The 25,250-nt window shown below is 58.3% G+C and carries 23 protein-coding genes; 10 read left to right on the forward strand and 13 right to left on the reverse strand.

Translation table 11 applies throughout. The features are described from left to right. The first annotated feature begins 68 nt into the window (after positions 1-68). Entirely contained in the window at positions 69-1,445 is a 1,377-nt protein-coding gene (locus ACMGF5_RS20380) for an MFS transporter (RefSeq protein ID WP_119688908.1), read from the forward strand. 32 nt (positions 1,446-1,477) lie between these two features. After that, complete coding sequence (gene pcaF / locus ACMGF5_RS20385) at positions 1,478-2,680, forward strand: 3-oxoadipyl-CoA thiolase (protein ID WP_119688909.1); 1,203 nt, start codon at positions 1,478-1,480, stop codon at positions 2,678-2,680. Between the two features lie 52 nt (positions 2,681-2,732). Here the strand turns inward: pcaF and ACMGF5_RS20390 are convergent, their stop codons facing one another. Both ACMGF5_RS20390 and ACMGF5_RS20395 read right to left on the reverse strand, forming a co-directional pair. Then, positions 2,733-2,930, reverse strand: a complete 198-nt coding sequence (locus tag ACMGF5_RS20390; RefSeq protein ID WP_147405252.1) for a hypothetical protein — start codon at positions 2,928-2,930, stop codon at positions 2,733-2,735. Between the two features lie 178 nt (positions 2,931-3,108). After that, complete coding sequence (locus ACMGF5_RS20395) at positions 3,109-3,681, reverse strand: LuxR C-terminal-related transcriptional regulator (protein WP_119688910.1); 573 nt, start codon at positions 3,679-3,681, stop codon at positions 3,109-3,111. A 305-nt stretch (positions 3,682-3,986) separates the two neighbouring features. On the opposite strand from ACMGF5_RS20395, the gene ACMGF5_RS20400 reads away from it, so the two are divergent. The 7 genes from ACMGF5_RS20400 to ACMGF5_RS20430 all read left to right on the forward strand — a co-directional run bounded on the left by ACMGF5_RS20400 (position 3,987) and on the right by ACMGF5_RS20430 (position 11,496). Continuing rightward, the gene (locus ACMGF5_RS20400; protein WP_251962861.1) at positions 3,987-5,336 is read left to right on the forward strand and encodes an MFS transporter; all 1,350 of its coding nucleotides are present in this window, start codon (positions 3,987-3,989) and stop codon (positions 5,334-5,336) included. A 97-nt stretch (positions 5,337-5,433) separates the two neighbouring features. Continuing rightward, the gene (locus ACMGF5_RS20405) at positions 5,434-6,210 is read left to right on the forward strand and encodes an SDR family NAD(P)-dependent oxidoreductase (protein WP_119688912.1); all 777 of its coding nucleotides are present in this window, start codon (positions 5,434-5,436) and stop codon (positions 6,208-6,210) included. An 87-nt stretch (positions 6,211-6,297) separates the two neighbouring features. Next, the gene (locus ACMGF5_RS20410; protein ID WP_254467723.1) at positions 6,298-7,698 is read left to right on the forward strand and encodes a GntP family permease; all 1,401 of its coding nucleotides are present in this window, start codon (positions 6,298-6,300) and stop codon (positions 7,696-7,698) included. A gap of 70 nt (positions 7,699-7,768) precedes the next feature. After that, complete coding sequence (locus ACMGF5_RS20415) at positions 7,769-8,239, forward strand: cupin domain-containing protein (RefSeq protein WP_119688914.1); 471 nt, start codon at positions 7,769-7,771, stop codon at positions 8,237-8,239. A gap of 91 nt (positions 8,240-8,330) precedes the next feature. After that, the gene (locus ACMGF5_RS20420; protein ID WP_119688915.1) at positions 8,331-8,633 is read left to right on the forward strand and encodes a DUF1330 domain-containing protein; all 303 of its coding nucleotides are present in this window, start codon (positions 8,331-8,333) and stop codon (positions 8,631-8,633) included. 322 nt (positions 8,634-8,955) lie between these two features. Then, positions 8,956-10,218, forward strand: coding sequence for an OprD family porin (locus tag ACMGF5_RS20425; protein WP_231386204.1), 1,263 nt, complete (start codon positions 8,956-8,958; stop codon positions 10,216-10,218). A gap of 504 nt (positions 10,219-10,722) precedes the next feature. Then, positions 10,723-11,496: a transporter substrate-binding domain-containing protein gene (locus ACMGF5_RS20430; RefSeq protein ID WP_119688917.1), complete on the forward strand. Its 774-nt coding sequence runs from the start codon at positions 10,723-10,725 to the stop codon at positions 11,494-11,496. Between the two features lie 63 nt (positions 11,497-11,559). Here ACMGF5_RS20430 and ACMGF5_RS20435 read toward each other — a convergent pair whose 3' ends face one another. Continuing rightward, positions 11,560-12,972 carry a purine-cytosine permease family protein gene (locus tag ACMGF5_RS20435; RefSeq protein ID WP_119688918.1) on the reverse strand — a complete coding sequence of 471 codons (1,413 nt, stop codon included), beginning with the start codon at positions 12,970-12,972 and terminating at the stop codon, positions 11,560-11,562. 417 nt (positions 12,973-13,389) lie between these two features. Between ACMGF5_RS20435 and ACMGF5_RS20440 the strand changes: the two genes are divergently transcribed. Continuing rightward, positions 13,390-15,555, forward strand: coding sequence for a response regulator (locus tag ACMGF5_RS20440; protein ID WP_414157137.1), 2,166 nt, complete (start codon positions 13,390-13,392; stop codon positions 15,553-15,555). Positions 15,556-15,561: 6 nt separating this feature from the next. Here ACMGF5_RS20440 and ACMGF5_RS20445 read toward each other — a convergent pair whose 3' ends face one another. The 10 genes from ACMGF5_RS20445 to ACMGF5_RS20490 form a co-directional block, all read right to left on the reverse strand. Continuing rightward, a complete protein-coding gene (locus ACMGF5_RS20445) occupies positions 15,562-17,745 on the reverse strand; it encodes a response regulator (RefSeq protein ID WP_414157138.1) in 2,184 nt (727 codons plus the stop codon). Positions 17,746-17,850: 105 nt separating this feature from the next. Further along, positions 17,851-18,414, reverse strand: coding sequence for an NUDIX hydrolase (locus ACMGF5_RS20450; protein ID WP_039603160.1), 564 nt, complete (start codon positions 18,412-18,414; stop codon positions 17,851-17,853). Positions 18,415-18,416: 2 nt separating this feature from the next. After that, positions 18,417-19,181 (reverse strand): GntR family transcriptional regulator, encoded by a 765-nt coding sequence (locus ACMGF5_RS20455; protein WP_414157139.1) that lies wholly within the window; start codon positions 19,179-19,181, stop codon positions 18,417-18,419. 88 nt (positions 19,182-19,269) lie between these two features. Next, positions 19,270-19,659, reverse strand: a complete 390-nt coding sequence (locus ACMGF5_RS20460; protein ID WP_012314144.1) for a carboxymuconolactone decarboxylase family protein — start codon at positions 19,657-19,659, stop codon at positions 19,270-19,272. 200 nt (positions 19,660-19,859) lie between these two features. After that, positions 19,860-20,345 (reverse strand): flavin reductase family protein, encoded by a 486-nt coding sequence (locus ACMGF5_RS20465; RefSeq protein WP_204917800.1) that lies wholly within the window; start codon positions 20,343-20,345, stop codon positions 19,860-19,862. A 13-nt stretch (positions 20,346-20,358) separates the two neighbouring features. Further along, positions 20,359-21,840, reverse strand: coding sequence for an aldehyde dehydrogenase (locus tag ACMGF5_RS20470; RefSeq protein ID WP_414157140.1), 1,482 nt, complete (start codon positions 21,838-21,840; stop codon positions 20,359-20,361). Next, the gene (locus ACMGF5_RS20475; protein WP_204917804.1) at positions 21,837-22,670 is read right to left on the reverse strand and encodes an alpha/beta fold hydrolase; all 834 of its coding nucleotides are present in this window, start codon (positions 22,668-22,670) and stop codon (positions 21,837-21,839) included. Before ACMGF5_RS20475 ends, ACMGF5_RS20470 begins: the two co-directional genes overlap by 4 nt. A 68-nt stretch (positions 22,671-22,738) precedes the next feature. After that, complete coding sequence (locus tag ACMGF5_RS20480) at positions 22,739-23,335, reverse strand: amino acid synthesis family protein (protein ID WP_003256068.1); 597 nt, start codon at positions 23,333-23,335, stop codon at positions 22,739-22,741. A 252-nt stretch (positions 23,336-23,587) separates the two neighbouring features. Further along, the gene (locus tag ACMGF5_RS20485; protein ID WP_204917808.1) at positions 23,588-24,631 is read right to left on the reverse strand and encodes an LLM class flavin-dependent oxidoreductase; all 1,044 of its coding nucleotides are present in this window, start codon (positions 24,629-24,631) and stop codon (positions 23,588-23,590) included. Between the two features lie 66 nt (positions 24,632-24,697). After that, positions 24,698-25,183 carry a flavin reductase family protein gene (locus tag ACMGF5_RS20490; protein WP_012314149.1) on the reverse strand — a complete coding sequence of 162 codons (486 nt, stop codon included), beginning with the start codon at positions 25,181-25,183 and terminating at the stop codon, positions 24,698-24,700. Positions 25,184-25,250: the final 67 nt, after the last annotated feature.

Consider the following 25,250-nt stretch of genomic DNA (forward strand, 5'->3'; position numbering starts at 1 on the left):
TCTCATGCAACACAGCAAGCGCCCAAGGCTTGGCTGATAGCCGTACACTGAGCTGGCACGCTCATGTGATGGCAAAACTGATAACAACAACAGGGCAACCCACAATGATCACAGCGCGCAATAGTGCAGATGCCGTCCAGGCGTTCACCGACGAACAGTTCGCTCAGCGGACGTTCGCACGAGTGAAATGGAAGATCCTGCCACTGCTCATGATCTGCTACGTCTTGGCACTGATTGACCGGAATGTCATCGGCTTCGCCAAGCTCGGCTTCATGACTGACCTTGGTTTCGGCGAGATGGTGTTCGGCATTGGTGCCGGAATCTTCTTCGTCGGATACATCCTTTTTGAAATTCCGAGCAACCTGATGCTCCAGCGCATCGGTTTCCGCAAGACGGTACTCCGCATCATGATCATGTGGGGAATCGCCTGCGCGGCGTTCTCAATGATGCAAAACGAGATGCTGTTCTACATTCTGCGCTTCGCGCTGGGTGTGGCTGAGGCAGGCTTCTTCCCCGGCGTGTTGTTGTTCCTGACACTTTGGGTTCCGCGCAACCGCCGAGCCAGTGTCACTGCAATGTTCATGGCTGCAATCCCTATCTCGGGAATGATCGGTGGCCCATTGGCGGGCGGCATCATGCAGCATCTGGATGGTTTGTTCGGCCTCAAGGGTTGGCAGATCCTGTTTCTGGTAGCCGGCCTGCCTGCCTGCGTCATGGGTGTCGTCACCTACCTGTTGCTCGATAACTCGCCCAAAGAAGCCAAGTGGCTTTCTGATCAAGAGCGCAAAGTCATTCTTGATGAGTTGGCTGCAGATGACACCAGCAACGCCAATGAACACCATTCACTCTGGGGGGCGTTCAAAGACAAGCGTGTCTATGTACTGGCGTTCACCGCGTTGGCGGTTTTCAGTGGCGCGGTTGCCGCTGCATTCTGGGTGCCAACAATCATTCGCAAGACTGGCGTAACTGATCTGTTCCATGTCGGTCTGCTGTCTGCGCTTCCCTTCATGGCCGGCATGATCACTCAGTATTTGGTAGGTAAGCATTCGGACAAAGTGATGGAGCGCCGCTGGCATGTGGCGATTTGCTTGAGTGTCTCGGCGATTGGTTGGTTGACGCTGGCCATTCTCCAACCCAATACCATAGCCTCGGTAATTCTTCTGGTAATCGCCACAGCATCCGTTCTTGGCGCGACCGGCCCGTTCTGGACACTCCCCGGCAGCCTGCTTACTGGCAAGGCAGCAGCAGGCAGCATCGCCTTGGTAACCACTTTGGCAGGTGTTGGTAACGTATTTATGCCAGCCATTGTAGGTGCATTGATTGACCTCACTGGCAGCATGGCCGCGTCGCAGGCTGCTTATGGCGTTCTGATGCTCACAGGCGCCGCAACAATCGTGTTGGGTACTCCGGCTGAAGCTGGTAGGCCAGTCACCAAAGCCAACTGATTCGATTCGAGACTTGAACAGGAACCATTCACATGCGTGATGTTTTCATATGCGATGCCGTTCGTACCCCAATCGGGCGTTTTGGTGGGGCCTTAGCGGGAGTGCGAGCGGATGACTTGGCAGCTGTTCCTCTCAAAGCCTTGATTGAGCGCAACCCTGGAGTAGATCTGAACGCTATCGAGGAAGTGTTCTTGGGTTGTGCAAATCAAGCCGGCGAGGACAATCGCAATGTTGCGCGCATGGCGGCGCTCCTGGCCGGGCTGCCTGAGAGTGTGGCCGGGGTGACGCTGAACCGGCTGTGTGCTTCAGGACTTGATGCTGTTGGCACTGCATACCGAGCTATTGCTTGCGGCGAGATGGAGCTGGCTATTGCGGGTGGCGTCGAGTCGATGTCCAGAGCTCCATTCGTGATGGGGAAGGCTGAGACAGCTTTTTCTCGTGCCATGAGTATTGAGGACACAACGATTGGTTGGCGCTTCGTCAACCCTGCGATGGCCGAGCATTATGGCGTCGATAGCATGCCGCAGACAGCTGACAACGTCGCTGCGCAATATGGCGTTTCCCGTGAAGAACAGGATGCATTTTCTAGCCGTAGTCAGGCACGCGCGGCGGAGGCTCATCGCAGTGGGTTCTTCTCTGAAGAAATCGTCCCTGTAGTAGTCCGTCACCGGAAGGGCGAGCGGATCGTTGACCAGGACGAACATCCGCGTCCAGAGACCACCATCCAAACATTATCAGCGTTAAAGCCGGTTAACGGCCCTGGCAACACTGTTACCGCAGGCAATGCGTCGGGAGTCAACGATGGTGCAGCCGCCATGTTCCTCGCAAGCGCTGCTGCGGTCGAGCGCCATGGCCTCATCGCTCGCGCACGTGTACTGGGTATGGCTAGCGCAGGGGTCGCTCCACGGGTGATGGGTATTGGGCCAGTGCCAGCTGTTCAGAAGTTGCTTGCCAGAATCAATCTTGAAATCAGCGACTTTGATGTCATTGAGCTCAACGAGGCCTTTGCCAGTCAAAGTCTTGCCGTGGCCAGGGCGTTGGACATCGCAGATGATGCCAAGCAGCTAAATCCTAATGGCGGCGCCATCGCCCTTGGTCATCCACTTGGCATGAGTGGTGCTCGCCTGGTGATGACGGCGGTGCATGCCTTAGAAAAACAGGGTGGACGGCGTGGCTTGGCGACAATGTGCGTTGGAGTAGGCCAAGGCTTGGCGCTTGCGCTAGAACGCGTTTGATAGGTATCTCAAGCCAGGCTTGCCTGGCTTTCCTGCAAGAAGAATTGTAGCGCTATACAAAAGCTCGCGCTGCTTCACTGTCTTGGGTTAGTAAATACCTGAACCAAGCGGTCATGTAGCCATCTCCCTTGTACAGCATCTCGCCGTGATCTGCCTGTTTTCGGCGTGCCATTACACTTAAACCATTTCCTTTCAGGCTTTGATACTGCGCATAACTGTTCTCAAGCTTGGCGGGAAAATTGCTGTCCAATTTTCCAGTCCCGGCTATACCATTGGTGAAGTAAGAAAGCTAGGTTTATTGCAAGCGGAGATGCATGCTGCCGCTCAGGTAATTATTGCAAATCCGAGTTTCATCTGACGTTTCCCTTGCGGCTTACTGTAATACAGCTTTTCCTTGATGCAAATAACAGTTTTGGAAATTTGCAGTGTCAGTCCAGTACGATAATTTTGGAGACAAGTTCCGCGCTGTTCTTGGCCTTGAGCTTTTTCATCAGGCGAGCACGGTGAACCTCTACAGTGCGATGAGAGATATTCAGTCTGCGGCCAATCTCTTTGCACGTAAGCCCGTTCACAATGTCTACCGAAATCTCACGCTCTCGGGGCGTGAGGTTTACAGCCGTGCGGATAGCACGATCAACCCGCTCGAAGTGCCAGACCATCAGTTGGAATGGATCCTCCGGTGTCAACGTGAAACCGCTTGCCCGGGCCCAGAACACTTCCCCGTTGCGGTGTTGCATGAAGCGCTCATCTGAGTAAGCGCCGTTCTTCGCGTGCCTCAGCCAGTTCAAGCTCCGCTCCCCTATATCGCGGAAATCGGTCTGCGAAGGATAGAGCTTGAGCAGGAGCTCTCCGATGAGTTCCATCCGCTCAAAGCCAAAAAGGCTGCCGAAAGCCTGGTTCACCTCCAGGATGCGGCGATTCGATGTGATCACCTGTGGGGCCGGAGAGACTTGAAAACCAATCCGTTCAAGATCTTGTGGCTGAAGTAAGTGATCACTCATCGGGGGCCTTCTAAACGCTTAGGGCGAACCCGCATCGTAACACGCATGGCGCTACTCGTACGTGTACGTAGTTGCACGAATAGCGGTGTCCTGGTGGGTGATGCAGTCTAAAGCCAGCTCTCGGACTTGAAAAATGACCGGTGCCATCGTCGGTTATCTGCATGAATCAGGTCGGCCGAGAGGACGCCGCCCCATTTCAGAGGAGAAGGAAGTTAAGGCTGCAAGAGGCCGCCGGCCGATAGCAGGCCTGTCAGAAAATAATTTACGTGTGTAGTCCATGAATAAAAATAAAAGAGGATACAACGATGAGTGATGGATCTGAAGGTGTAGTTCGACAACGTAGGCGTGCTTTCATCGGTGCTACCTCGGGGCACCTCATCGAGTGGTATGACTACGGTGTCTATGGCTTCCTGGCTGTTTACATCGGCCAAGCTTTCTTCGTATCAGATGATCCAACAACAAGCTTGCTGAGCAGCTTCGCAGCCTTCGCATTGAGCTTTTTCATTCGGCCACTGGGCGGTCTCTTTTTCGGGCCGCTCGCGGACAAAATCGGACGGCGGCGTACCTTGATCACGGTCTTGGTAATGATGTCCGGATCCACCTTCCTGATCGGTCTTGCTCCAACGTACGAATCAGTGGGTATCGCTGCACCCATCTTGCTAATACTGATTCGCTGCATTCAAGGTTTTTCAGCGGGTGGAGAAATCGGCACGATTACGAGCTTCATCTCCGAATACGCTGGGCCTGGCCGTAGGGGGTTCTCAACTTCCTGGTTGATGGTAACTGCTGTATTGGGCTTGGTGTTGGGCGGAGTCGTAGCCAACGGCATGACCTACCTCATTGGTGCGGAGTCGATGCAGAACGGGGGATGGCGGATCCCATTCCTGCTTGCCGGCCCTATGGGTTTGGTATCGATGTATATTCGGCTAAAGTTGGAAGACAGCCCTGAATTCCTGGCTCTACTTCACTCTGGCGGAACGTCCAAAGCACCGCTGCGGGATGTGTGGCAGTGGAAGCGCTCGATCGCGTTGGTTTTCTTCATTATCTCCCTTCACAGTTCGATTTTTTACCTGGTACTCACGTTTGCCTCGACGTATATGTCGAAAATTCTGGGTTTCAGTAGTGGGGTGACGCTTCTTTACGTTTTCAGCGCTAGTATCACTTCGGCTGCTGTGATGCCTCTAGGCGGTATGTTTACTGATCGCTATGGTCGGAAAGGCTTTCTCTTGGTTGTGGCTGTTCTTGCAACCTTGGCAATGTATTGGCTGTTCCATTCTGCTAAAGGTGCGACCCCGCTCACCTTCCTTGTACCACTAATGGCCGTAGCGATTTTGTTCGGGCTTTATGCCTCATCGACCTATGCCACAATGAGTGAGTTACTGCCGACAAAGGTACGCTCAACCGGTATAGCTATCGCTTACAACCTACCGGTAGCAATGTTCGGCGGAAGCGCGCCCTTGATCTCTACGTGGTTGATTCAGTCGACAGGCGATCTTTCGTCCCCATGGTACTTCTACGTATCCACAGGTATTGCTTCAGTCGCCGCGTTGTTGTTCTTGCGAAAGAGTGATTTTGTAGGTGACAAAGCTGTTGCGCAGTCAGAGCCGAGCCAGCAAGCGCACGTTTTGCTGCGTGGACAAGGTATCTCTGGTTAGGGTGTAGCATTCGGAATGCATGGTGTAGTTGTTTTATGTTCGCACGGGCAAAGCTCACCCGTGGCTGTAAATTGAAGAGTAATTTGAGGAGACTGTCATGGGTTTTGAAAATAAAACTGCGTTTGTTACCGGCGCCGGGTCTGGCATTGGTGAGTCTGTGGCTGTAGCGCTCGCTGCTGCAGGCGCTAAGATCGCAGTTGCTGATGTAAATCTGGAAAACGCTGAAAAGGTAGCTTCTGCTATTCGTAATAGCGGCTACCAAGCAAAGGCAATCTCCGTTGATGTATCTAATCCAGAATCTGTAGAGAAAGCATTTTTCTTAGCGGAGTCTTGGTACGGAGAAAGCACGAATATTCTTGTCAACAGTGCTGGCATATTAGGTCTTCACAGCTTCATTGACTACCCCGCTGACCTGTTCGTAAAGGTTTTGGCAGTAAACGTCACTGGGGCATTTCTTTGCGCACAACGAGCGGCAAAAAGCATGGTCGCACTCGGCTGCGGCAGAATCATCAACATCGCGTCGATAGGTGCTGAGCGAGCAGGTATTGGCCGAACGGCTTACGGGACGTCCAAGGCAGCCATGGCTGGCCTTACCCGTCAACTCGCAATGGAGCTGGGGCCGCACGGCATTTCCAGCAATGCCATTGCTCCCGGGCCGGTGCTTACGCCTCTCACTCAGGAAAGCTATACACCTGAAACCATCCAGGCTTACAGCTCAATGATTCCAGCTGGACGACTTGGAATGCTGGAAGAAATGACCTCAGCAGTCTTGTACCTTGCATCTGATGCAGCAGCTTATATTAACGGTGTTCTGCTTCCTGTTGATGGTGGTTATCTCGCAAGCGGTGTTGCCAAAACCGGCAAGCTGGGGTAGTCCCTGCACGCTAGGGGGATGAGCATCCCCCTAGGCGTTTAAGCCTAGTGTGACCCGTACAATAAAAATAATGCAGTGAGGTACTGAATGTCCGTTTTTATAGCACTGGCTGCCTTAGTGTTCTTAATGGTTATGGCCTACCGAGGCTACAGTGTAATACTCGTAGCTCCTGTTGCAGCAATGGGAGCAGTATTTCTGGTTGACCCATCTTCTGTGGCGCCAGTCTTCTCCGGTGTATTTGTGGAGAAGGTTGCTACGTTTGTTAAGTTGTATCTCCCTATCTTCTTGCTGGGTGCTGTTTTCGGGAAGGTAGTCGAAATTTCCGGCTTCTCGGAGGCCATCGTTTCCTCCGCTATTCGTCATTTTGGTAAGTCAAAGGCGAATTTGGTGATTGTCGCTGTATGCGGCTTGATGACCTATGGAGGTGTTTCTGTCTTCGTGGTCGTTTTTGCCGTATACCCATTTGCAGCGGAGCTATACAAGCAGAATAATATTCCTAAGCGGCTGCTGCCAGGAGCGCTTGCGCTTGGCTCATTCTCATTCACCATGGATGCGATGCCAGGTACTCCACAGATCCAAAACATCATCCCAACCACATTCTTCAATACAACCTCGTGGGCGGCACCGATCCTAGGTATATGCGGCTCACTGTTCGTTGTCACTATAGGTCTCCTTTACCTTGAGTATCGTCGCAAGTCGGTTACGAAGACAGGTGAAGGTTATGGCGAGGGACACATAAATGAGCCTGAACGGACTCAGTTGGCATCCCTTCCAAGCCCTGTATTGGCCATCATCGCGCTGCTGATCGTGGGTGTTACCAACTATCTGTTGTCCACCTACATACCGCATTGGTTTGAGTCGTCATTTACAGTGGAGAGCAGCCTGTTCCCTGGCGCTACAGGCACGATAGCCGGGAAAACTTCGAGTGTTGCGGCCATCTGGGCGGTAGCGGGAGCTTTGCTCTGTGGAATTTTGTTCGTCTGCATCGTTGCTTTCAGACAGGTCAGCACTCGCTTCGCCGCAAGCACAAAGCAGGCGGTATCTGGCGCTTCCTTGGCGGCACTGAACACAGCCTCCGAATATGGCTTTGGCAGTGTCATTGCTATTTTGCCTGGCTTCGTTGCTGTGAGTGGTGCTTTGCAATACCTCACTGATCCTTTGATCAAAGCCGCAGTTTCTGTAAGCACACTAGCTGGGATTACTGGCTCTGCGTCTGGAGGCTTAAGTATCGCCCTCGCGGCGATGGGCGATCAGTTAACCAATGCTGCAAACGCCGCCGCTATACCCTTAGAAGTTATGCATCGAATAGTATCTATGGCCAGTGGTGGTATGGACACATTACCCCATAATGGCGCGGTTATCACCTTGCTGGCTGTTACCGGATTGACCCACAAGCAGTCGTATCACGAAATTTTCGGTATAACAATTATCAAAACCCTGGCTGTGTTTTTCGTGATCGCTCTCTATTACGGTTTTGGTCTGGTGTGAGTGCTCTAGTTCAGGGGATCTTTTAAATGATTGGGCGTTAGCCCTGGCTGTCAAAGGTGAGGAGAAAGTAATGAGCAATATTGATCCGAGTTCAATTCCTCAGGTAGGTATTCCTGATGAGGTTGCCGAGCTGCTGCAGAAGCTGACCCACGCTACTCCCGAGAATGCACCATTTGTCGCAGGACGTCGGCATTTTTTCAAATACCGAGACTTGGGGCTGACTGATGCTACTGGAGGATTGGCGCGTGCTCAGGTTACTTGTGCGACGGATGTGATGGAGGAGACTGGTTGGCACTATCACATCTGCGATGTGCATTTTGTCTATGCGCTGCGCGGATGGATCGATCTACAGTTCGAAGACGGGCGTACCATCCGGGTGAACACAGGTGAGTCACTGTTCATTCCACCAGGGCTCAAGCACAACGAGACAGCGATTTCGCCTGATTTGGAGCTTTTTGAAATGTCTGTGCCGGCCAAGATGGGCACTGTAGCTTGCGACCCGCCGGCCCACCTGCCAAAGGGTGCTGCTGAAGGCGTCTAGGTATAAGGAGTTCAAAGCGGGGCGAAATAGGTAGGGACTGCCCCGCTTAGAAACTTTTAATTATGATTGCTAAATACCCGAGGTTTTTAGTATGGGTGCTAAGGGCTACCTTTTTGCGGAGCTCACCGTTCACGACCATGAAGTCTTTTACCATGAGTATATGGAGAAGGTGCGTCCGATCCTAGAAAGCTGGGAAGCCAACTTCCTCATATCGACTAACTCTCCTGAAGTCATCGAAGGCAAGCGTTTAGTGCCCAGGGTGATTCTACTTGAGTTTTCAACTTTGAAAAAAGCTCGAGACTTTTACTACTCAGAAGAATACCAATCCATCATTCAGCTCCGGTTTGACGCTTCAGTAGCACACCTTTACATCATGGAAGGATGTGCGGGCTAGGCCTGAGCAGAAAGGACAAATATCGGTACTGGAGGTAGGCTAGATTCGATCCTCGGGACTCGCCATGATCGAGCTTTGTCAGGTGCGATTTGTGCGATTCAAGTGTCCTTGCGGGCTGGTTCCTGAGGATCTACTAATAACTGCATACGATATTGTTTTAAGGGTTACTCTCCCGGGGATAGCTGGAAGCCGAGATGAAATTGCTCTATTGGCTTCTAATGAGCAAGCTGTCGGCGGGTATAACTCTATGTAGGGTTGGAATTGTTTGGGTCGTTTATCGATGATCCATGCTCAAGCACAAAACAATAACAAGGTGCCTGTGATGTCTGTTTTTTCTCAAAAATCGTTGGTTTGTTCGGTAGTACTGTTAGTCGCGCCTTATGCTTCTGCCGCGTTCGTGGACGACTTCAAAGGCAATTTCGAGCTTCGAAATTTCTATTACAATCGCGATTTTCGCAATGATGGAGCTGCGCAGTCCAAGCGCGATGAGTGGGCACAAGGCTTTATTCTGAACCTGCAGTCTGGCTTCACAGAAGGGCCGGTGGGTTTCGGTATCGATGCCATGGGCTTGTTGGGGGTTAAGCTTGACTCTAGCCCTGACAGAACGGGGTCTGGGCTGCTTGCCTACGATTCCGGCAGGAATGTGGAAGACGAGTACGGAAAATTTGTGGCTACCGCTAAAGCGAGGGTAGGCAAGACTGAGTTGAGGGTAGGAGGGGTGAATCCTCTAATGCCTCTCCTCTGGAGCAATAATAGTCGCCTACTGCCTCAGGTTTTTCGCGGGGGGTCTTTGACCGTCAACGATATCGATAAATTGACGGTAACGGCTATCAGGGTAAACGCCGTGAAGCAGCGTAATTCCACCGATTTCGAATCCCTCACAGCTACTGGCTATGCTCCGGTTGAGGCTGATCACTATAACTACATGGCATTGGACTTCAAGCCAGCAAAGGACATGACATTCAGCTTGCACGCCGCCGAGCTTGAAGACCTCTACAAATCCTACTTCGCGGGGATTAAAGTTATCCAGCCGGTTTCGGAAGGCAATGTGATCGCGGATGTTCGCCTGTTCGATGCTAGCGAAACCGGCTCCAAAAAATTAGGTGAGGTGGACAACCGAACGCTGAGTAGCTATTTCGCCTACAGCATTAAAGGGCACACCATCGGTGGCGGTTACCAGAAGGCTTGGGGCGACACGCCATTTGCGTTTGTAAACGGCACAGATAGCTACCTATTCGGCGAATCGCTGGTCAGCACATTCACTGCCCCCAACGAGCGCGTCTGGTTCGCGAGGTATGACTTTGACTTCGCTGCTTTGGGTGTGCCTGGCTTGCTGTTTACCACCAGGTACATGAAAGGGGATGATGTTGATCCTACTCTGCTGACAAGCCGCCAAGCCGCTTCTCTGCGTCTAAACGGGGACGAGGGCAAAGAATGGGAGCGGGTCACTGACATCTCTTATGTCATCCAGAGTGGGCCTGCAAAGGGCGTTTCGTTCCAATGGCGTAACTCTACGAACCGATCGACCTATGCGGATAGCGCTAATGAAAATCGATTGATCATGCGTTACACCTTTAACTTCTAAAGTAACGAAAAGGGCTGGCTCTGCCGAGTCGGCCCTTCCTTCGGTGACCGCCTCACCACTGAAGCTGATAACAACGTCACTGGCAGCGGCGAATTTTTCAATGGCGCTAGCCAGAGTACCCGCCGAGATACTGTAAGCAACAGGCTCTGCCCAAACAGTGGCTTTGTTCAGCAGCGAGCCGGAGAGGTTACTTTCGAGCGCAGCTTGGTGGGTGCTGATGGTTGAGCAAGCCAAGCGAGCGGACATCCATTGACTCTCGTTCAATGTAATGCGCAGGCTCCCCTTAAAAAATGTATTTTTAATAGGATTTTTCGCATAATCCGCTAGAAGCAAGTGCTTCAGATGTTATCGAGCTGGCTGTGGAGTTATCGAATTCAGAATATGGTTACTGGAGCAGCAGCAGGAAAGTAGAGGGCTGGTGGCCCTAATTTCCATTGACGTTCCCAACCCTCGCTCTGCCCAGACCAATGGCGGCAGCGACCATGCTCACAAGGACCCGACCGCATGAAAGCTCCTTTGACCTTCTGCCTATTGGCAGCCATGGCCGGTAACGCAATTGCCGCGCCCACCGCTTCGCGCCTCGATGAGGTCCTTCAGCGCGGTACGCTCAGGGTCTGTACGACTGGAGACTACAAGCCCTATTCGTCCCTGCGCGCGGACGGCAGCTATGAAGGTATCGACATTGCCATGGCTCAGTCACTGGCCAAGAGCCTCGAGGTGAACATCCATTGGGTGCCCACTACCTGGAAAACCCTGATGCCGGACTTTCTGAGCCAACGCTGTGACATTGCGGTCGGCGGCATTTCAGTGTCACTGGAACGGCAGAGGAAGGCATTTTTCAGTGAGTCACTGGGCGTCGACGGCAAGATCCCGCTGGTACGCTGCGCCGATGTGCGGCTTTATCAGACGGTGGCGCAAATCAACCAGCCCCAGGTCAGGGTGATCGAACCCGCCGGCGGCACCAACGAGGCGTTCGCACGCGCGCATCTTGGCCAGGCGCGCATACGTCTGCACGATAACGTGACGATTTTTGACGAGCTGCTGTCTGGCAAGGCCGATGTAATGATTACCGACGCCAGCGAAGCGCGTTATCAGCAGAAGCTCAAACCCGGGCTGTGTGCGGTCAACCCGGAACGCGCCATGCAGTACAGCGAAAAGGCCTTCCTGCTGCCCCGTGATGATGTGGCCTGGAAGGCCTACGTCGATCAGTGGTTGCACCTGAGCGTAGCCAACGGAAGCTACGACAGCATCACCGGGCAGTGGCTGGCGGCGCCCTGAGCTGTCACAACCGCCCGTTTCCAGGCGATTGTCATTGCGCCAGGCCCTGGCGCATCTGCCTGATCAGCTTGCGGCCGCGAGCTTGGCACTGGTCTGGCGACGGCGATAGGCACTGTCGCGGCTCGCCAGCCACCAGTACAGCGGCGAAGTGATCAGCAGGCCCACCAGCCAGGACAGGTCGGCACCGTTGATGTGCTCGGAGATCGGCCCCACGTACAGCGGCGTGTTCATGAACGGAATCTGCACCACGATACCCACTGCATAGGCGGTCAGCGCCTGCGGGTTGTAGCGCCCGTAGATACCGCCATCGACCTTGAAGATCGACTGGATGTCGTAGTCGCCCTTGTGAATCACGTAGAAGTCGATCAGGTTGATCGCGGTCCACGGCACCAGCACCACCAGCAACACCAGCACCATGTCGACGAAGTGGCCGATGAAGTCCGCCGAGGCGAACACCGCCACCACGCAGCAGGCCGCCAGCACGATCAGCGACAGTACCGCACGGCTCTTGGCTGTGGGGATCCAGCGGTAGGCGAAGGTCTGGATCAGGGTGATGATCGACAGCACTGCGCCATAGAGGTTGAGGGCGTTGTGGCTGATCACGCTGAGCAGGAAAAGCACCAGCATGATCGGGCCGAGGGTGCCGGTGGCGAGTTTGACCGCGTCCATGGTGTCCATGCCGGCGGGGATCGCCAGCACCGCCACGGCGCCAAAGATGAACGACAGGCTCGAGCCCAGTGCCGACCCAAGGTAGGTGGTCCAGAAGGTGGAAGACACCTTCACGTCAGCCGGCAGGTAACGCGAATAGTCCGACACGTAGGGAGCAAAGGCGATCTGCCACAGCGCCGCCAGCGACACGGTGGCCAGCCAGCCGGCCAGGTTGAAGCCCCCGCGGGTGAGGAAATCGTCGCTCTGCACGTGGGTGAAGATGTAGCCGAAACCGATCACGATGCCGATGCCCAGTACCCAGGTGCCGATGCGGTTGAGCACGTGGATGAAGCGATAGCCGATGATGCCGATGATCCCCGAGCCCAGCGCGCCGATGACGATACCCACCGGTACCGGCACGCTGTCGACCACGCCATGCAGCGATTTGCCGGCCAGGACGATGTTGGAGGCGAAAAAGCCGATGTACATCACGCCGGCGATCACCACCACGAGGAGTGCCCCGAGCGAGCCGAACTGGGCGCGGCTCTGGATCATCTGCGGGATGCCCATTTGCGGGCCCTGGGCCGAGTGCAGCGCCATCAGCACTCCGCCGACCAGGTGGCCAACCAGAATGGCGACGATGCCCCACAGCAGGTTCAGGTGAAACAGCTGCACGCCGAGCGCGCCGGTGACGATGGGCAGCGGCGCGATGTTGCCGCCGAACCACAGCGTGAACAGATCCCTTACCTTTCCATGGCGGTCTTGCGGGGGCACGTAGCCGATCGTGTGTTTTTCTATGAGGGGTGCCGAATTGGCTGCACTGGTCATGACTGACTCCAAGGCAAGGTTGGGCATCGGGTGCTGCCCGGGTGCGTGCCGGCGAAGGGCGACGCGTTCTTGTTGGAGCGATGATGCGGGGTGCGGGGGGAAGGAGAAATTAGTAAATATGTGCCCATAAACCTTAAAAAACCTAAGGCTGACAAAAGGTTAAGGGGCGAGTGGTAGCAAGGAGCGGGCCACCGGGCTGGGAGGCCCGGGTTTGTCCGGTTTGAGCAGGTATGCGTTCAAACGGGTGTGCGGTGTTGGTGCGAGCTGCCCGATTGAAGTGCATTAAGTTACATCGACAGCATCCAGTTCTGAATCAGGCAGAGGGGGAGTAATTAACGGCGAATCCCTGGGAACGAACTGTTTATTGCACATCTCTTATCCTCAGATAGATGGCAATATGCCCGGGACATCCCAGACATGAAACCGCTTCAACGACACGAAACCCCCAATCCGCTACCACACTTCCTGCTCAATGGCGGTGCCATCGGCACACTGCTGCAGACGATGGACTGGAGCGACTCGCCGCTCGGCCCGCCTCAAGCATGGTCGCCCCACTTGCAGGCGGTGATGGCCACATTATTGCCGGCCCAGGCGCAGTTCGTGCTGTTCTGGGGTGAGGCCTTTGCTGCGCTTTACAATGACGCCTATGCGCCGACCATTGGCAGCAAGCATCCCCACGCATTGGGGCGTCCAGGCAAGGAGTACTGGCGCGAACTGTGGCATGACCTCGAGCCGTTGCTGCGCGGTGTGCGTGAGACTGGCCAGACCTTCGCGGCTAAGGATCGCCCCTTTTATATAGAACGCCACGGATTGGGCGAGACGGTGTACTTCGATGTGTCTTATTCCGCGGTGCGTGAGGCCGATGGTACTGTCGGCGGCGTGTTGTGCCTGGTCACCGAGACCACCGAGCGGGTGCGCCTCCAGCAGAACCAGGCGTTCTTGCTGGAGTTGGGCCGCACGTTGCCCGGGCTGGGCGAAGCAGACCGCATCGAAGCCTATGTGGTGAGCCGCCTGGCCGAGCACCTGGGGGCGGCGCAAGTCTGTTTTGGCGAAGATCAGGGCGATGGCGCAGGTTTCAAGGTCGCGCACGATTGGGCTGAGGGCGTGCCATCGCTCGTCGGCCAACACCACTATGCGACTTACGGCGCATCGCTGCATGAGCAGTTGGCGGCAGGGCAGGTGGTGCAGCAAGCGCATGACAGCGCAACGTCACCCCTGAGCGGCCTATGTTCCACGCTGCATGTACCGGTGCTGCGTGGCGGTCGCCTGGAGGCCATGCTTGGCGTGCACTTTCATAGCCCGCGCCAGTGCCTTGAAGAGGAATGCCAGTTGGTGGCGGAAACCGCCAAGCAAGGCTGGGCGGCCATTACCCATGCCCGCGCAGAACGCGCCCTGCACCTGCTCAACGACAGCCTGGAGGAGCGCGTTACGGCGGCACTCGCCCAGCGTGAGGCGGCAATGCTGCAGTTGCACGAAGCGCACAAGCTGGAAATGATCGGGCAGTTGACTGGCGGTATTGCCCATGACTTGAACAACATGCTCACGCCTATCATCGCCTCTTTTGAGTTGCTGCGTCGGCAGCCGCACGCCGAACGTGCCCCGCGCCTGATCGACGGGGGGCTGCAGGCTGCCGAGCGTGCGCGCAATCTGGTCGGGCGGTTGCTCAGCTTTGCCCGCCGACAAACTCTCAAGCCGCAGGCCGTGTCGCTGGCCGCTCTGGTAGAGGACATGCACGAGCTGCTGGCCCGATCACTGGGGCCGACAGTTGCCGTGCAGGTACAGATTGACCCAGCCCTGCCTGCGGTCCTCGTAGACCCCCATCAACTGGAACTGGCGCTGCTCAACCTTGCGGTCAACGCCCGCGACGCCATGGGCGACGGTGGCACCTTGAGCATCTGCGCAGGGCTTGAGGCCGACGGTCCCCCAAGGCCCGCGGGCCTCACTGACGGGACGCTGGTGTGGCTGCAGGTTCGCGACAGTGGCAGTGGCATGGACGAAGATCAGTTGCGCCGCTGCATCGAACCGTTCTATTCCACCAAAGGCGTGGGCAAGGGCACTGGTCTTGGCCTGCCGATGGTCCAGGGGCTGGCCGTACAGTCCGGTGGCGGCTTCCAGATACGCTCGCAGCAAGGGGAGGGTACCGTTGCCACGTTATGGCTGCCCGGCAGCGATGTGGCTGCGGTGTGTCGTGACAGTGAAATGGCCGAGGTGCCGCTTGCCGACGGTGCACTTCGGGTGCTGCTGGTGGACGACGAGGAGATCGTGCGCCATGCCACAGCGCTGCAGTTGCGTGAACTGGGTTATCAGGTGACCGAAGCCGCCAGTGCCGCTGCAGCGTTGCAGCTGGTGGAGAAGGGCTGGTGGCCGGATGTTCTGGTGACCGATCATGTCATGGCTGATATGACCGGGGTGCGGTTCGCTCAACGGATGCGCGAGCGTCAGGCTGACCTGCCAGTGCTGATCATTACCGGCTACGCCAACCTGACACCGCGCGAACTCAAGGGCTTCGAGGTGTTGCGCAAGCCGTACCGGCGCGCAGAACTGGCGCAGAGTGTGGCGCGCTTGCTTACCGGCAAGCCTTGACAGCCATCAGGGCCCCAGCACCTTCCCAAGCAGCAGGCATACCTGCTCTGCCGAATAGGGCTTTGCCAGGAATGTGAACCCCTCATGGCCGCCTTCGGCAATCGCGTCGCTGTAGCCGGAGGTGAGGATCACAGGCAATTGCGGGCGCTGGCGGCGTAGCTCGCGGGCCAGGGCCAAGCCGCCCATGCCGGGCATCATCACATCGGAAAATACCGCATCGAAATCTCCCGCCGCGCCGTCCAGCTCCCTCAAGGCCTCTTCCGCAGTGTTCACCCAGCTGATCCGGTAGCCGCGGTCTTCGAGGATCTGGGCGGTGAAAGTGCCGAGGTCGGCGTTGTCTTCCACCACCAGTATTCTACGCTGCGCGCCACCCACCTCCGTTTGGCTGAGCTCTGTGGCCGCATCTGCCTGCTCGGCAGGCTGTTCAACTTGTGGCAGGTACAGGGTAAAGGTCGTCCCTTGGCCCTGGATGCTGGCTACCTCTACATCGCCCCCGGATTGCTTGGCGAAGCCAAACACCTGCGACAGTCCAAGCCCTGTGCCTTCGCCAGGCGCCTTGGTGGTGAAGAACGGGTCGAAGATACGGTCGAGCAGCTCGGCGGCGATGCCGACACCGCTGTCCACCACCGAGATGGCGGCAAACGGCCCTGGGTGCTCTTGCTGATCGCGCCGGCCAGACATGCTTTGGTTGGGCAGCAGGCGCAGGTGCAAGGTGCCTTCGCCGGCCATGGCATCACGGCCGTTGAGCATCAGGTTGATCACTGCGGTTTCCAGTTGGCTGAGGTCGGCGCGGATGTGGCATGGCGTCGACGGCAGCTCCAGTTTTACCTGGATCCGCGCGCCCGTAGCGGTATCAAGCATGTCGGCCATGGCCTGCAGGCGCGATCCGGCTTCGAATACTTGGGGGCTCAATGCCTGACGGCGGGCGAAGGCCAGCAACTGGCCGGTCAGCTTGGCGCCGCGGTCGACCGTGTCGGTCATGGTCTTGAGATAGCGTTCGCGACGGCTGTCTTCGAGGTTGGGGCGCTGCAGGAAGTGCAGTGATGAGCGAATGATGGTCAGCAGATTGTTGAAGTCATGGGCCACGCCACCGGTCAGCTGACCGATGGCTTCGAGTTTCTGTGCCTGGCGCAGGACCGCTTCGGTGTGCAACAGCTGAGTGGTGCGTTCTTCGACCCGGTGTTCCAGGCTGGCGTTGAGCGATTCCAGTGCGCCCAGCGCCTCACGCACTTCGGCATGGGCCTGAACCCGCTGAATATGCGCCCAGCAACGTTCCGTCACTTCCCCTATCAGCGCCTGCTCGTAAGGTGACCACCGCCGTGGCGCCTTGTCGTGGATGGCCATCAGCGCGGTGAGTCGACCTGCCTTGATCAATGGCATGCAGATGGTCGCGGTAATACCAATGGCCTGGAAGGTGGCGGCTTCTTCACTGGCCAGCTCGCTCAGGTTGTCGTTGATCACCAGCGGCAGGCCGTTGCACAGTCGGCTGACCGCCAGGCGGCCAAAGTCGGCCAGACGGTATTGGCCCACCAGCCGTGGAGACCCGGGTGCTACAGAGTCGCCGCAGATGGTGAAGCCATCCTGGTCTGCATCCATCACGGCGTACGCACAGCTGGACAGCTGCAGGTGCTCCACCAGCATACCGGTAGTGATGGCCATTACCCGGTCCGAGTCGGTGGCGTTCGCCACGGCTCGGCCCAGGTCGTCCAGAAACGCCAGCCGCTGATTGGTGACAACGCTGACGGTCGTTTCGGTGACCGTGTCGAGCATGCCGACCACTTCGCCGTTCTGGTCACGGATAGGGCTGTAGCAGAAGGTGAAGTAAGCGCGCTCCGGGCCGCCGTTGCGGTCGATGGTCAGCGGGAAGTCCTCGATATAGACGGCTTCGCCGCCCAAGGCGCGTTCGGCCATGGCCGCGATGTCGGTCCAGGCTTCCTGCCACACTTCGCGAAACGGCTTGCCCAGCGCTTGCGGTTTTTTGCCAAGGATTGGCAGGAATGCGTCGTTATGCAGGGTGAGCAGGTCTTGCCCCCAGAGAATTGCCTGAGGAAAGCGCGAGGCCAGGCACAGGGCCACGGTGGTCTTGAGTACGTCAGGCCAGGTCTCGATCGGGCCCAGGGAGGTAGTGGTCCAGTCGTGATTGCGAATGCGTTCGGCCATCAGCCCGCCGCCGTCTAGCCATTTAGCCATGTGTGCTCTGCCCATCCTTCTGCCGGGGATGATAAGGGTGCACCGAGAATAGCGGATTGGCGAGGGCTTTATGCAGCCTGCACCGGTGATGAGGCCGCAGCAGGCTCAACGAATGAAGTGCACCTTGCCGGTGTCGTCATTGCCCATGTAGATCCCGTACACCCCAGCCTGCCGCTCGAGGATGTAACGCTCGAGAATCTGCCGTATCGCCGGGTAGTAGATCTCTTCCCAAGGGATCTGGTCGGGTTCGAAGAATGTGTAGGCCAGCGTCTCGGGCCCGTACTGCCCGGTCTCCTCGGTGGCGATCGCGCGAAAGATGATGTACACCTCGCTGATTTTCGGCACGCTGAAGATCGAGTAGGGCGAGACGATTTCGGCACGCACGCCGCTTTCCTCCCACACCTCGCGCAGCGCTGCCTGCTCGGTGGTTTCGCCAGCCTCCATGAACCCGGCCGGCAATGTCCAGGTGCCTGGGCGGGGCGGGATCGCCCGCTGGCACAGCAGGTACTTGCCATCGCGCTCGATGATGCAGCCAGCGATGATCTTCGGGTTGACGTAGTGGACATAGCCGCACCCGGTACAGCGCAGGCGCTCGTGAGTGTCGCCGTCGGGAACGCCCCGGGCCAGTTCTGTGGTGCAGTGCGGGCAGTAGCGCGGGGCGTTGGGCATGGTCAGCGGCCTATGCGGGGTTCTATACGAGGTTCCTTGAGGGCCAAAGGCTCGACCATGTCGCGCACCTTGGTGTTGTCGTCCTGCTTCTGGCGCAGGTAGTCCAGCGCCACCTTGGCGGCGGCCCGCACATGATCGACCGAGGCCTGGTGGGCGACCAGCGGGTCGCCACTCTTGATGGCGTCGACGATTTTTTCCATTTCAAGGTTGCTGGCGCCACGGCGGTTTTGCTGCGACACCGAGGTGGCGCGCAGGTAGCTGATGCGGGCCTGCAGCTGGCGCAGCTGTTGCGCTGCGACCTGGTTGCCGGAGCCTTCGAGCAGCACTTCGTAAAAGCCTTGCACCGAGTCCAGCACCTGTTGCAACTCGCCTTCCTCGAGAGCCTCGCGGTTGACCTCCAGCGCCCGCTCCAGGGCCCGGATGTCCTTGGCTTTGGCATTGAGGGTGAACAACTGCACGATCAGGCCTTCGAGTACACAGCGCAGCTCGAAGATATCGCGGGCGTCTTCCAGGGTGATGATGGCCACGCGTGGGCCCTTGGCATCGGCGAATTCCACCAGGCCTTCGGACTCCAGGTGGCGCAGGGCTTCACGCACCGAGGTACGGCTGACCCCGAGGCGGTCGCAGAGGTCGCGCTCGACCAGGCGATCGCCCGGGAGCAGGTGGAAATTCATGATCGCGCCGCGCAGTTTGTCGAGCACGATTTCACGCAGTGTTACGGGGTTGCGGTTGACCTTGAAGCTGTCGTCGAGTGGCTGGCGTTTCATCAGGTGCGCTCTTTATGAGGCTGTTTCGCCAACATCGCGGAACACCCCGAACCGAGGTGCTCCCTGCAGTGGTTCGAACAGCCCGTTGTTAACGGGTTGACTCCGCATCGGCTTCGGCGAACGCCTCGCGGGCCAGGCGGAAACTGTCCACCGCCGCGGGCACGCCGCAATAAATGCCGACCTGGAGCAGGATCTCGCGAATCTGTTCACGGCTCAGGCCATTACGCAAGGCGCCGCGAATATGCAGCTTGAGCTCGTGGGGCCGGTTGAGCGCGGAAATCATGGCCAAGTTTATCATGCTGCGCTCTTTGAGCGACAAGCCATCGCGGCCCCAGACATGGCCCCAGCAGTACTCGGTGACAAGCTCCTGCAAAGGCTTGGTGAAGTCGTCGGCGTTCTGGATCGAGCGGTTGACGTAGTCCTCGCCCAGCACCTGCGTACGGATCTGCAGGCCTTTTTCGTACTTTTCGTTGCTCATTGCCTAGCTCCGAATCAAAAGAGGGGCCGCAACCAAGGGTGAGAGGGTCGCGCGGCCCCTGAAAAAGAAGTATCGGGGCCGCTTTGCGGCCCAATCGCCGGCAAGCCGGCTCCCACAGGTACAGCACAGGTTTCCATTACAGTGGAGATCCTGTAGGAGCCGGCTTGCCGGCGATGGGCTGCGCAGCAGCCCCAAGGGCATCAGCCCAGCGGGGGCAGGGCGCCCAGTTTGCCTCTGTGATAGACCATCGGGGTCACCGGGTCGCTGGGCAGCACCAGGTTCTTCACCGCGCCGACGATGATCGCGTGATCGCCGCCATCATACTCGCGCCACAGCTCGCACTCGATGATCGCTGTGGCCTTGGCCAGCAGCGGGTTGCCCAGCTCGCTCAGGTGCCACTCGATGCCCTTGGCCTTGTCCTTGCCCTTGCCGGCGAAGGCGTAGGCCTCGGCGGTCTGCTCGGCGGACAGCAGGTGGATCGCGAACTGCTTGCTGTCACGCAGAATCGGGTAAGTGTCAGAGGCGTAGTTGGGGCAGAACAACACCAGCGCCGGGTCGATCGACAGCGCACTGAACGCACTGGCGGTGATGCCGACAATGGCGCCGTCGGCGTCCAGGGTGGTGACCACCGTGACCCCTGACGGAAAGGAGCCCATCACGTCTTTGTAGATGCCTGGTTCGATCATCGTGTATTACCTCTTAGCGCATCACAAACGGGTCGGGCATCGGCGCGGTGGACAGGTTGATCCACACGGTCTTCAGCTCGGTATAGGCCAGCACCGAATCGATGCCGCTTTCACGGCCGTAGCCGCTGTTCTTGAAGCCGCCGATCGGCGCCATGGCCGACACTGCGCGGTAAGTGTTCACCCATATGATCCCCGAACGCACGTCGCGGGCCAGGCGGTGGGCGCGGCCCAAGTCGCGCGTCCAGATGCCGGCCGCCAGGCCGAACTGCGAGTCGTTGGCGATGGTCAGGGCCTCCTCCTCGGTCTTGAAGCGGATGACCGCGGCGACCGGGCCGAACACCTCTTCCTGCATGATGGTCATCGAGTTGCTATCGCACTCGAACAGCGTCGGTTCGTAGAACCAGCCTTCGCCCTCGACTTCGGCACGTTTGCCGCCCATGTGCAGCTTCGCGCCTTCAGCCTTGGCCGCAGCAACCAGGCTTTCGACCACGGCCAACTGCTGGGCGGTGGCCATCGGGCCCATTTCGCTGGTGTCGTCCTGAGGGTTACCGATGCGGATGCGCTTGGCCCGCTCGATCAGGCGGGCGACGAACTCGTCGAAGATCTCGTCCTGCACCAGCAGGCGCGAACCTGCCACGCAGCTTTGCCCGGAGGCGGCATAGATGCCGGCCACAGCACCGTTGATGGCACTGTCCAGGTCGGCGTCGGCGAAAATGATGTTCGGTGACTTGCCGCCCAGCTCCAGCGACAGTTTGGCGAAGTTCTCGGCACTGCTGCGCACCACGTGGCGAGCGGTGGCGGCGCCGCCGGTGAAGGCGATCTTGCGCACCAGCGGGTGGCGCGTCAGCGCAGCGCCGGTGCTTGGGCCGTAGCCGGTGACCACGTTGACCACGCCCGGCGGGAAGCCTGCTTCCAGCGCCAGGCGGGCCAGCTCGAGGATGGTCGCCGAGGCATGCTCGGAAGGCTTGAGCACGATGGTGTTGCCGGCGGCCAGCGCTGGCGCCAGTTTGATCGCGGTGAGGTACAGGGGGCTGTTCCACGGGATGATCCCGGCTACCACGCCGATCGGTTCGTGCACGGTGTAGGCGAACAGGTCAGGCTTGTCCAGCGGCAGGGTACCGCCTTCGAGCTTGTCGGCCAGGCCCGCGGTGTAGTGGAAGAACTCGGGCAGGTAACCGACCTGGCCGCGGGTTTCGCGGATCAGCTTGCCGTTGTCACGGCTTTCCAGCTGAGCCAAGTGTTCTTTGTTTTCGGCGATCAGGTCACCCAGCTTGCGCAGCAGTTTGCCCCGTGCGGTGGCGGTGATGCTGCGCCAGCCTTTGCTGTCGAACGCACGCTGGGCGGCCTGGACCGCCAACTCCACATCGGCCTCATCAGCGTCGGGCAGTTGCGCCCAGGCCTGGGCGGTGGCTGGGTTGAGGCTGTCGAAGGTCTTGCCGCTCTGGGCATCGAGCCATTGGCCGTCGATGCACATCTGGAAACGAACGAGGGTCATGCAACAATCCCCTTGGCGGATTCGGTGAGGGTGCGGGCTTGGCTGAGGAAATCCAGAAGCATCTTGTTGACTTCACGGGGGGCCTCCACCGGCATCATATGCCGTTGTTCGGCGAGGACCACACTTTGCGCGCCAGGAATGCTGGCAGCGAGCTGGCGGGTCATGGCCGGGGTGGAGCCCGAGTCGAGTTCGCCGGTGGCGATCAGTGTCGGCACCTGAATGCTGCCCAGGTCAGTGGCGCGGTACATGTCCTGTGTGGCGAACAGCGAATAAGTGGTGTGGTAGCCCTGCGGGTCGTTGCTCGCCAGTACCTGGCGAATCGCGGCGACCTGCGCCGGGTTGGCTGCCTTGTATTCCCGACTGAACCAGCGGTCGAGCGCGGCGTCGACGTTGGCGTCGGGGCCTTGCTGGGCAGCTTGGGCTGCGCGTGCGATGACGCCAGCGCTCTGCTCCGGGGTGCGGTTGAACACGCTGTTGAGTACCACCAGCGCAGACAAGCGCTGTGGGTAGTTCAGGGCAAAGGCGCGTGCGACCAGGCCGCCCATGGAGAAACCGATCACGGTCGCCTGGGCGATCTGCAGGTGGTCGAGCAGTTCCGCCAGCTGGGCGGCGTAGCCTTCCAGGCCGGTGTCGGCGGCAGGCAGTGCGCTCTGGCCATGGCCGAGCATGTCGTAGGCAATGACGCGGTAGTCGTTGGCCAGGCCCACGAACTGCCCGCCCCACATTTCCTTGTTCAGGCCCACGCCGTGGATCAGCACCACGGGTTGGCCCTGGCCTTGGGCCAGGTAACTGGTCCCGGCCGGTGTACGTTCAGCGACAGGCTGAATCATGGAGGGCGCTCCTTGAAGGTCGGGCGCGGCGGGTAAGCACGCCACGCCCCGGCCCGTCTTGGTTGTTGTTATTGAGCGTTGGCTTTTTCGGCAGCCAGTTCTTCCAGGTCGATATAACGGTTGCCGATGCGCGGGTGCAGGCGGCCGCCGTCGGCAGCGCCCAGTACCACGACGATTTCGTCGGCACGCGGGGCGTCTTCGATCTGCATTTCCAGGGTGATGTAGTGCGAGCGCAGGCCTTCGTCGTCCTTTTGCATCATCGGGATCTGGATCGAGGTGCCCGGGCCGCCGCGCTTGTTGGTGAAGCTCAGGTAGCTCTTGGCTTGTACGGCTTCGCGGTAATGGTTGCCGAAGCGCAGGGTGTGGATCACCGCTGAAGCGTGCTCGATCTCGCCATCAGCGCCGACCACGGCAGCTTTACCGTAGGCTTCGATCTTGTCGGCACCACCGATGGCAGCGGTCAGGCGCTCGACCATCAGCGCACCCAGCTCGGAGCAGTTGGCGCGGATTTCCGGCTTGAGGTCTTCAACGAAGCCGCGGCCGGCCCATGGGTTCTTGATCACCACGGCCAGGCCGACCATGGTCACCGGCTTGTCGGTGGCCTTGCCGCCTTCGATGCGGGTCTCTTCGGAGTAGGTGACGATCTTGCGGATTTCGAAACTCATGAGGGGCTCCTGGTGAGGGTTATCAGCTCTTGTTGTCTGATGGTATACCATAATATTTGTTGTGCAAGAGGCCGCTGGAAATTTCTCTGATGAGAAGACGAAAGGCGGCGTGAGCCGGCTTCAAGCTCCAAGCTCCAAGCTCGCGGACGAGCACGTACGCCCTTGCTTGCAGCTAAAAAAACGCCCGCTCGCGAGGGCCAACACGGCCGCCGGGAGCGGGCTGATCCCGCAACGTTTTCAGGCAATGGGAATTCAGGCGAACGCCGGCACCACTTCCTTGATGAACAGCTCGAGCGACTTCTTCTTCTCGGCGTGGGGCAGGCTGTTGTCGCACCAGAAGCTGAACTCGTCGACGCCAAGTTCCTGGTAGTACTTGATGCGCGCGATGATTTCTTCTGGTGTACCGATCATGGTGTTCTTGCGGATGTTCTCCAGCGCGAAGGCCGGCACCTCGGCGAACTTCGACTCTGGGCTTGGTTCCAGGAAGCCGTTGACCGGGACCGTCTTGTTGCCAAACCAGGCATCGAAGGTACGGTAGAAGCGCGAAATGGCCTGGGCGCCGATTTTCCAGCCATCGGGCTCCGACGGGCTGTGCACATGGGTGTGGCGCAGCACCATCAGTTGCGGGCGCGGTACCTCGGGGTTGTTGTCCAGTGCAGCCTGGAACTTGTTTTTCAGGTCCAGTACTTCTTCATCACCCTTCATCAACGGGGTGACCATGACGTTGCAGCCGTTTTTCACCGCAAAGTTGTGTGAGTCCGGGTCGCGCGCAGCGATCCACATCGGCGGCATGCCCTGCTGCACCGGCTTGGGCACACTGGTGGAGGTGGGGAAATTGTAGACTTCGCCTTCGTGGGCGTAGTCGCCTTCCCACAGCTTGCGTACCGCCGGGACCATTTCGCGCAGGGCCTTGCCGCCGTCGGTGGCTGGCATGCCATTGGCCATGCGGTCGAACTCGAACTGGTAGGCGCCACGGGCCAGGCCCACTTCCATGCGGCCGTTGCTGATCACGTCGAGCAGGGCGCATTCACCGGCCACGCGGATCGGGTTCCAGAACGGCGCAATGATGGTGCCGGCGCCCAGGCGGATCTTCTCGGTACGCGCAGCCAGATAGGCCAGCAGCGGCATCGGGCTTGGCGAAATGGTGTATTCCATGGCGTGGTGTTCGCCGATCCACACGGTGCTGAAACCGCCGTTCTCGGCCATCAGGGTCAGTTCGGTAAGGTCTTCGAACAGCTGGCGGTGGCTGACCTGTTCATCCCAACGTTCCATGTGTACGAACAACGAAAATTTCATGGGGCATTCCTCGCAGCTTGAAAGTCTCGCCTGGCGTGCCAGGCGTCAGTAATAACGTTAGGCGTCTCAGGCGAAGGCGGGCAGGCTGGCCATTTTGCCGCGGCAGTAGACCATCGGCCGTGGGGCCTGCTCGGGAACGATCAGGTTGTGCACCTTGCCGACCATTATCGCGTGGTCGCCACCTTCATATTCACGCCACAACTCGCATTCGATCACCGCAGTGGCCCCCGCCAGCACCGGGTTGCCCAGTTCACTCAGGGTCCACTCGATACCGGCGGCCTTGTCCTTGCCTTTTTTGGCGAAGGCGTAGGCTTCAGCCTGCTGTTCACCAGAGAGCAGGTGAATGGCAAAGCGCTTGTTCTTGATCAGTACAGGGTAGGAATCGGAACTGTAGTTGGGGCAGAACAGCACCAGCGGCGGGTCCATCGACAGGGAAGAAAAGGCGCTGGCGGTAAGGCCGACGATCGAGCCGTCGTCGTCCAGGGTGGTGATGACGGTGACGCCTGAGGGGAAGGAGCCCAAGACGTTCTTGTAAACGGTTGCGTCGATCATGGCGTGTACCTCGAAGGGGGTAGCGGTGGGCCGCTTTTTATCGTTGATGTGTCTGATGGTATACCGT

Source organism: Pseudomonas sp. BNK-15 (genome assembly GCF_047456105.1).
In the GTDB taxonomy this organism is placed as follows: domain Bacteria; phylum Pseudomonadota; class Gammaproteobacteria; order Pseudomonadales; family Pseudomonadaceae; genus Aquipseudomonas; species Aquipseudomonas putida_E.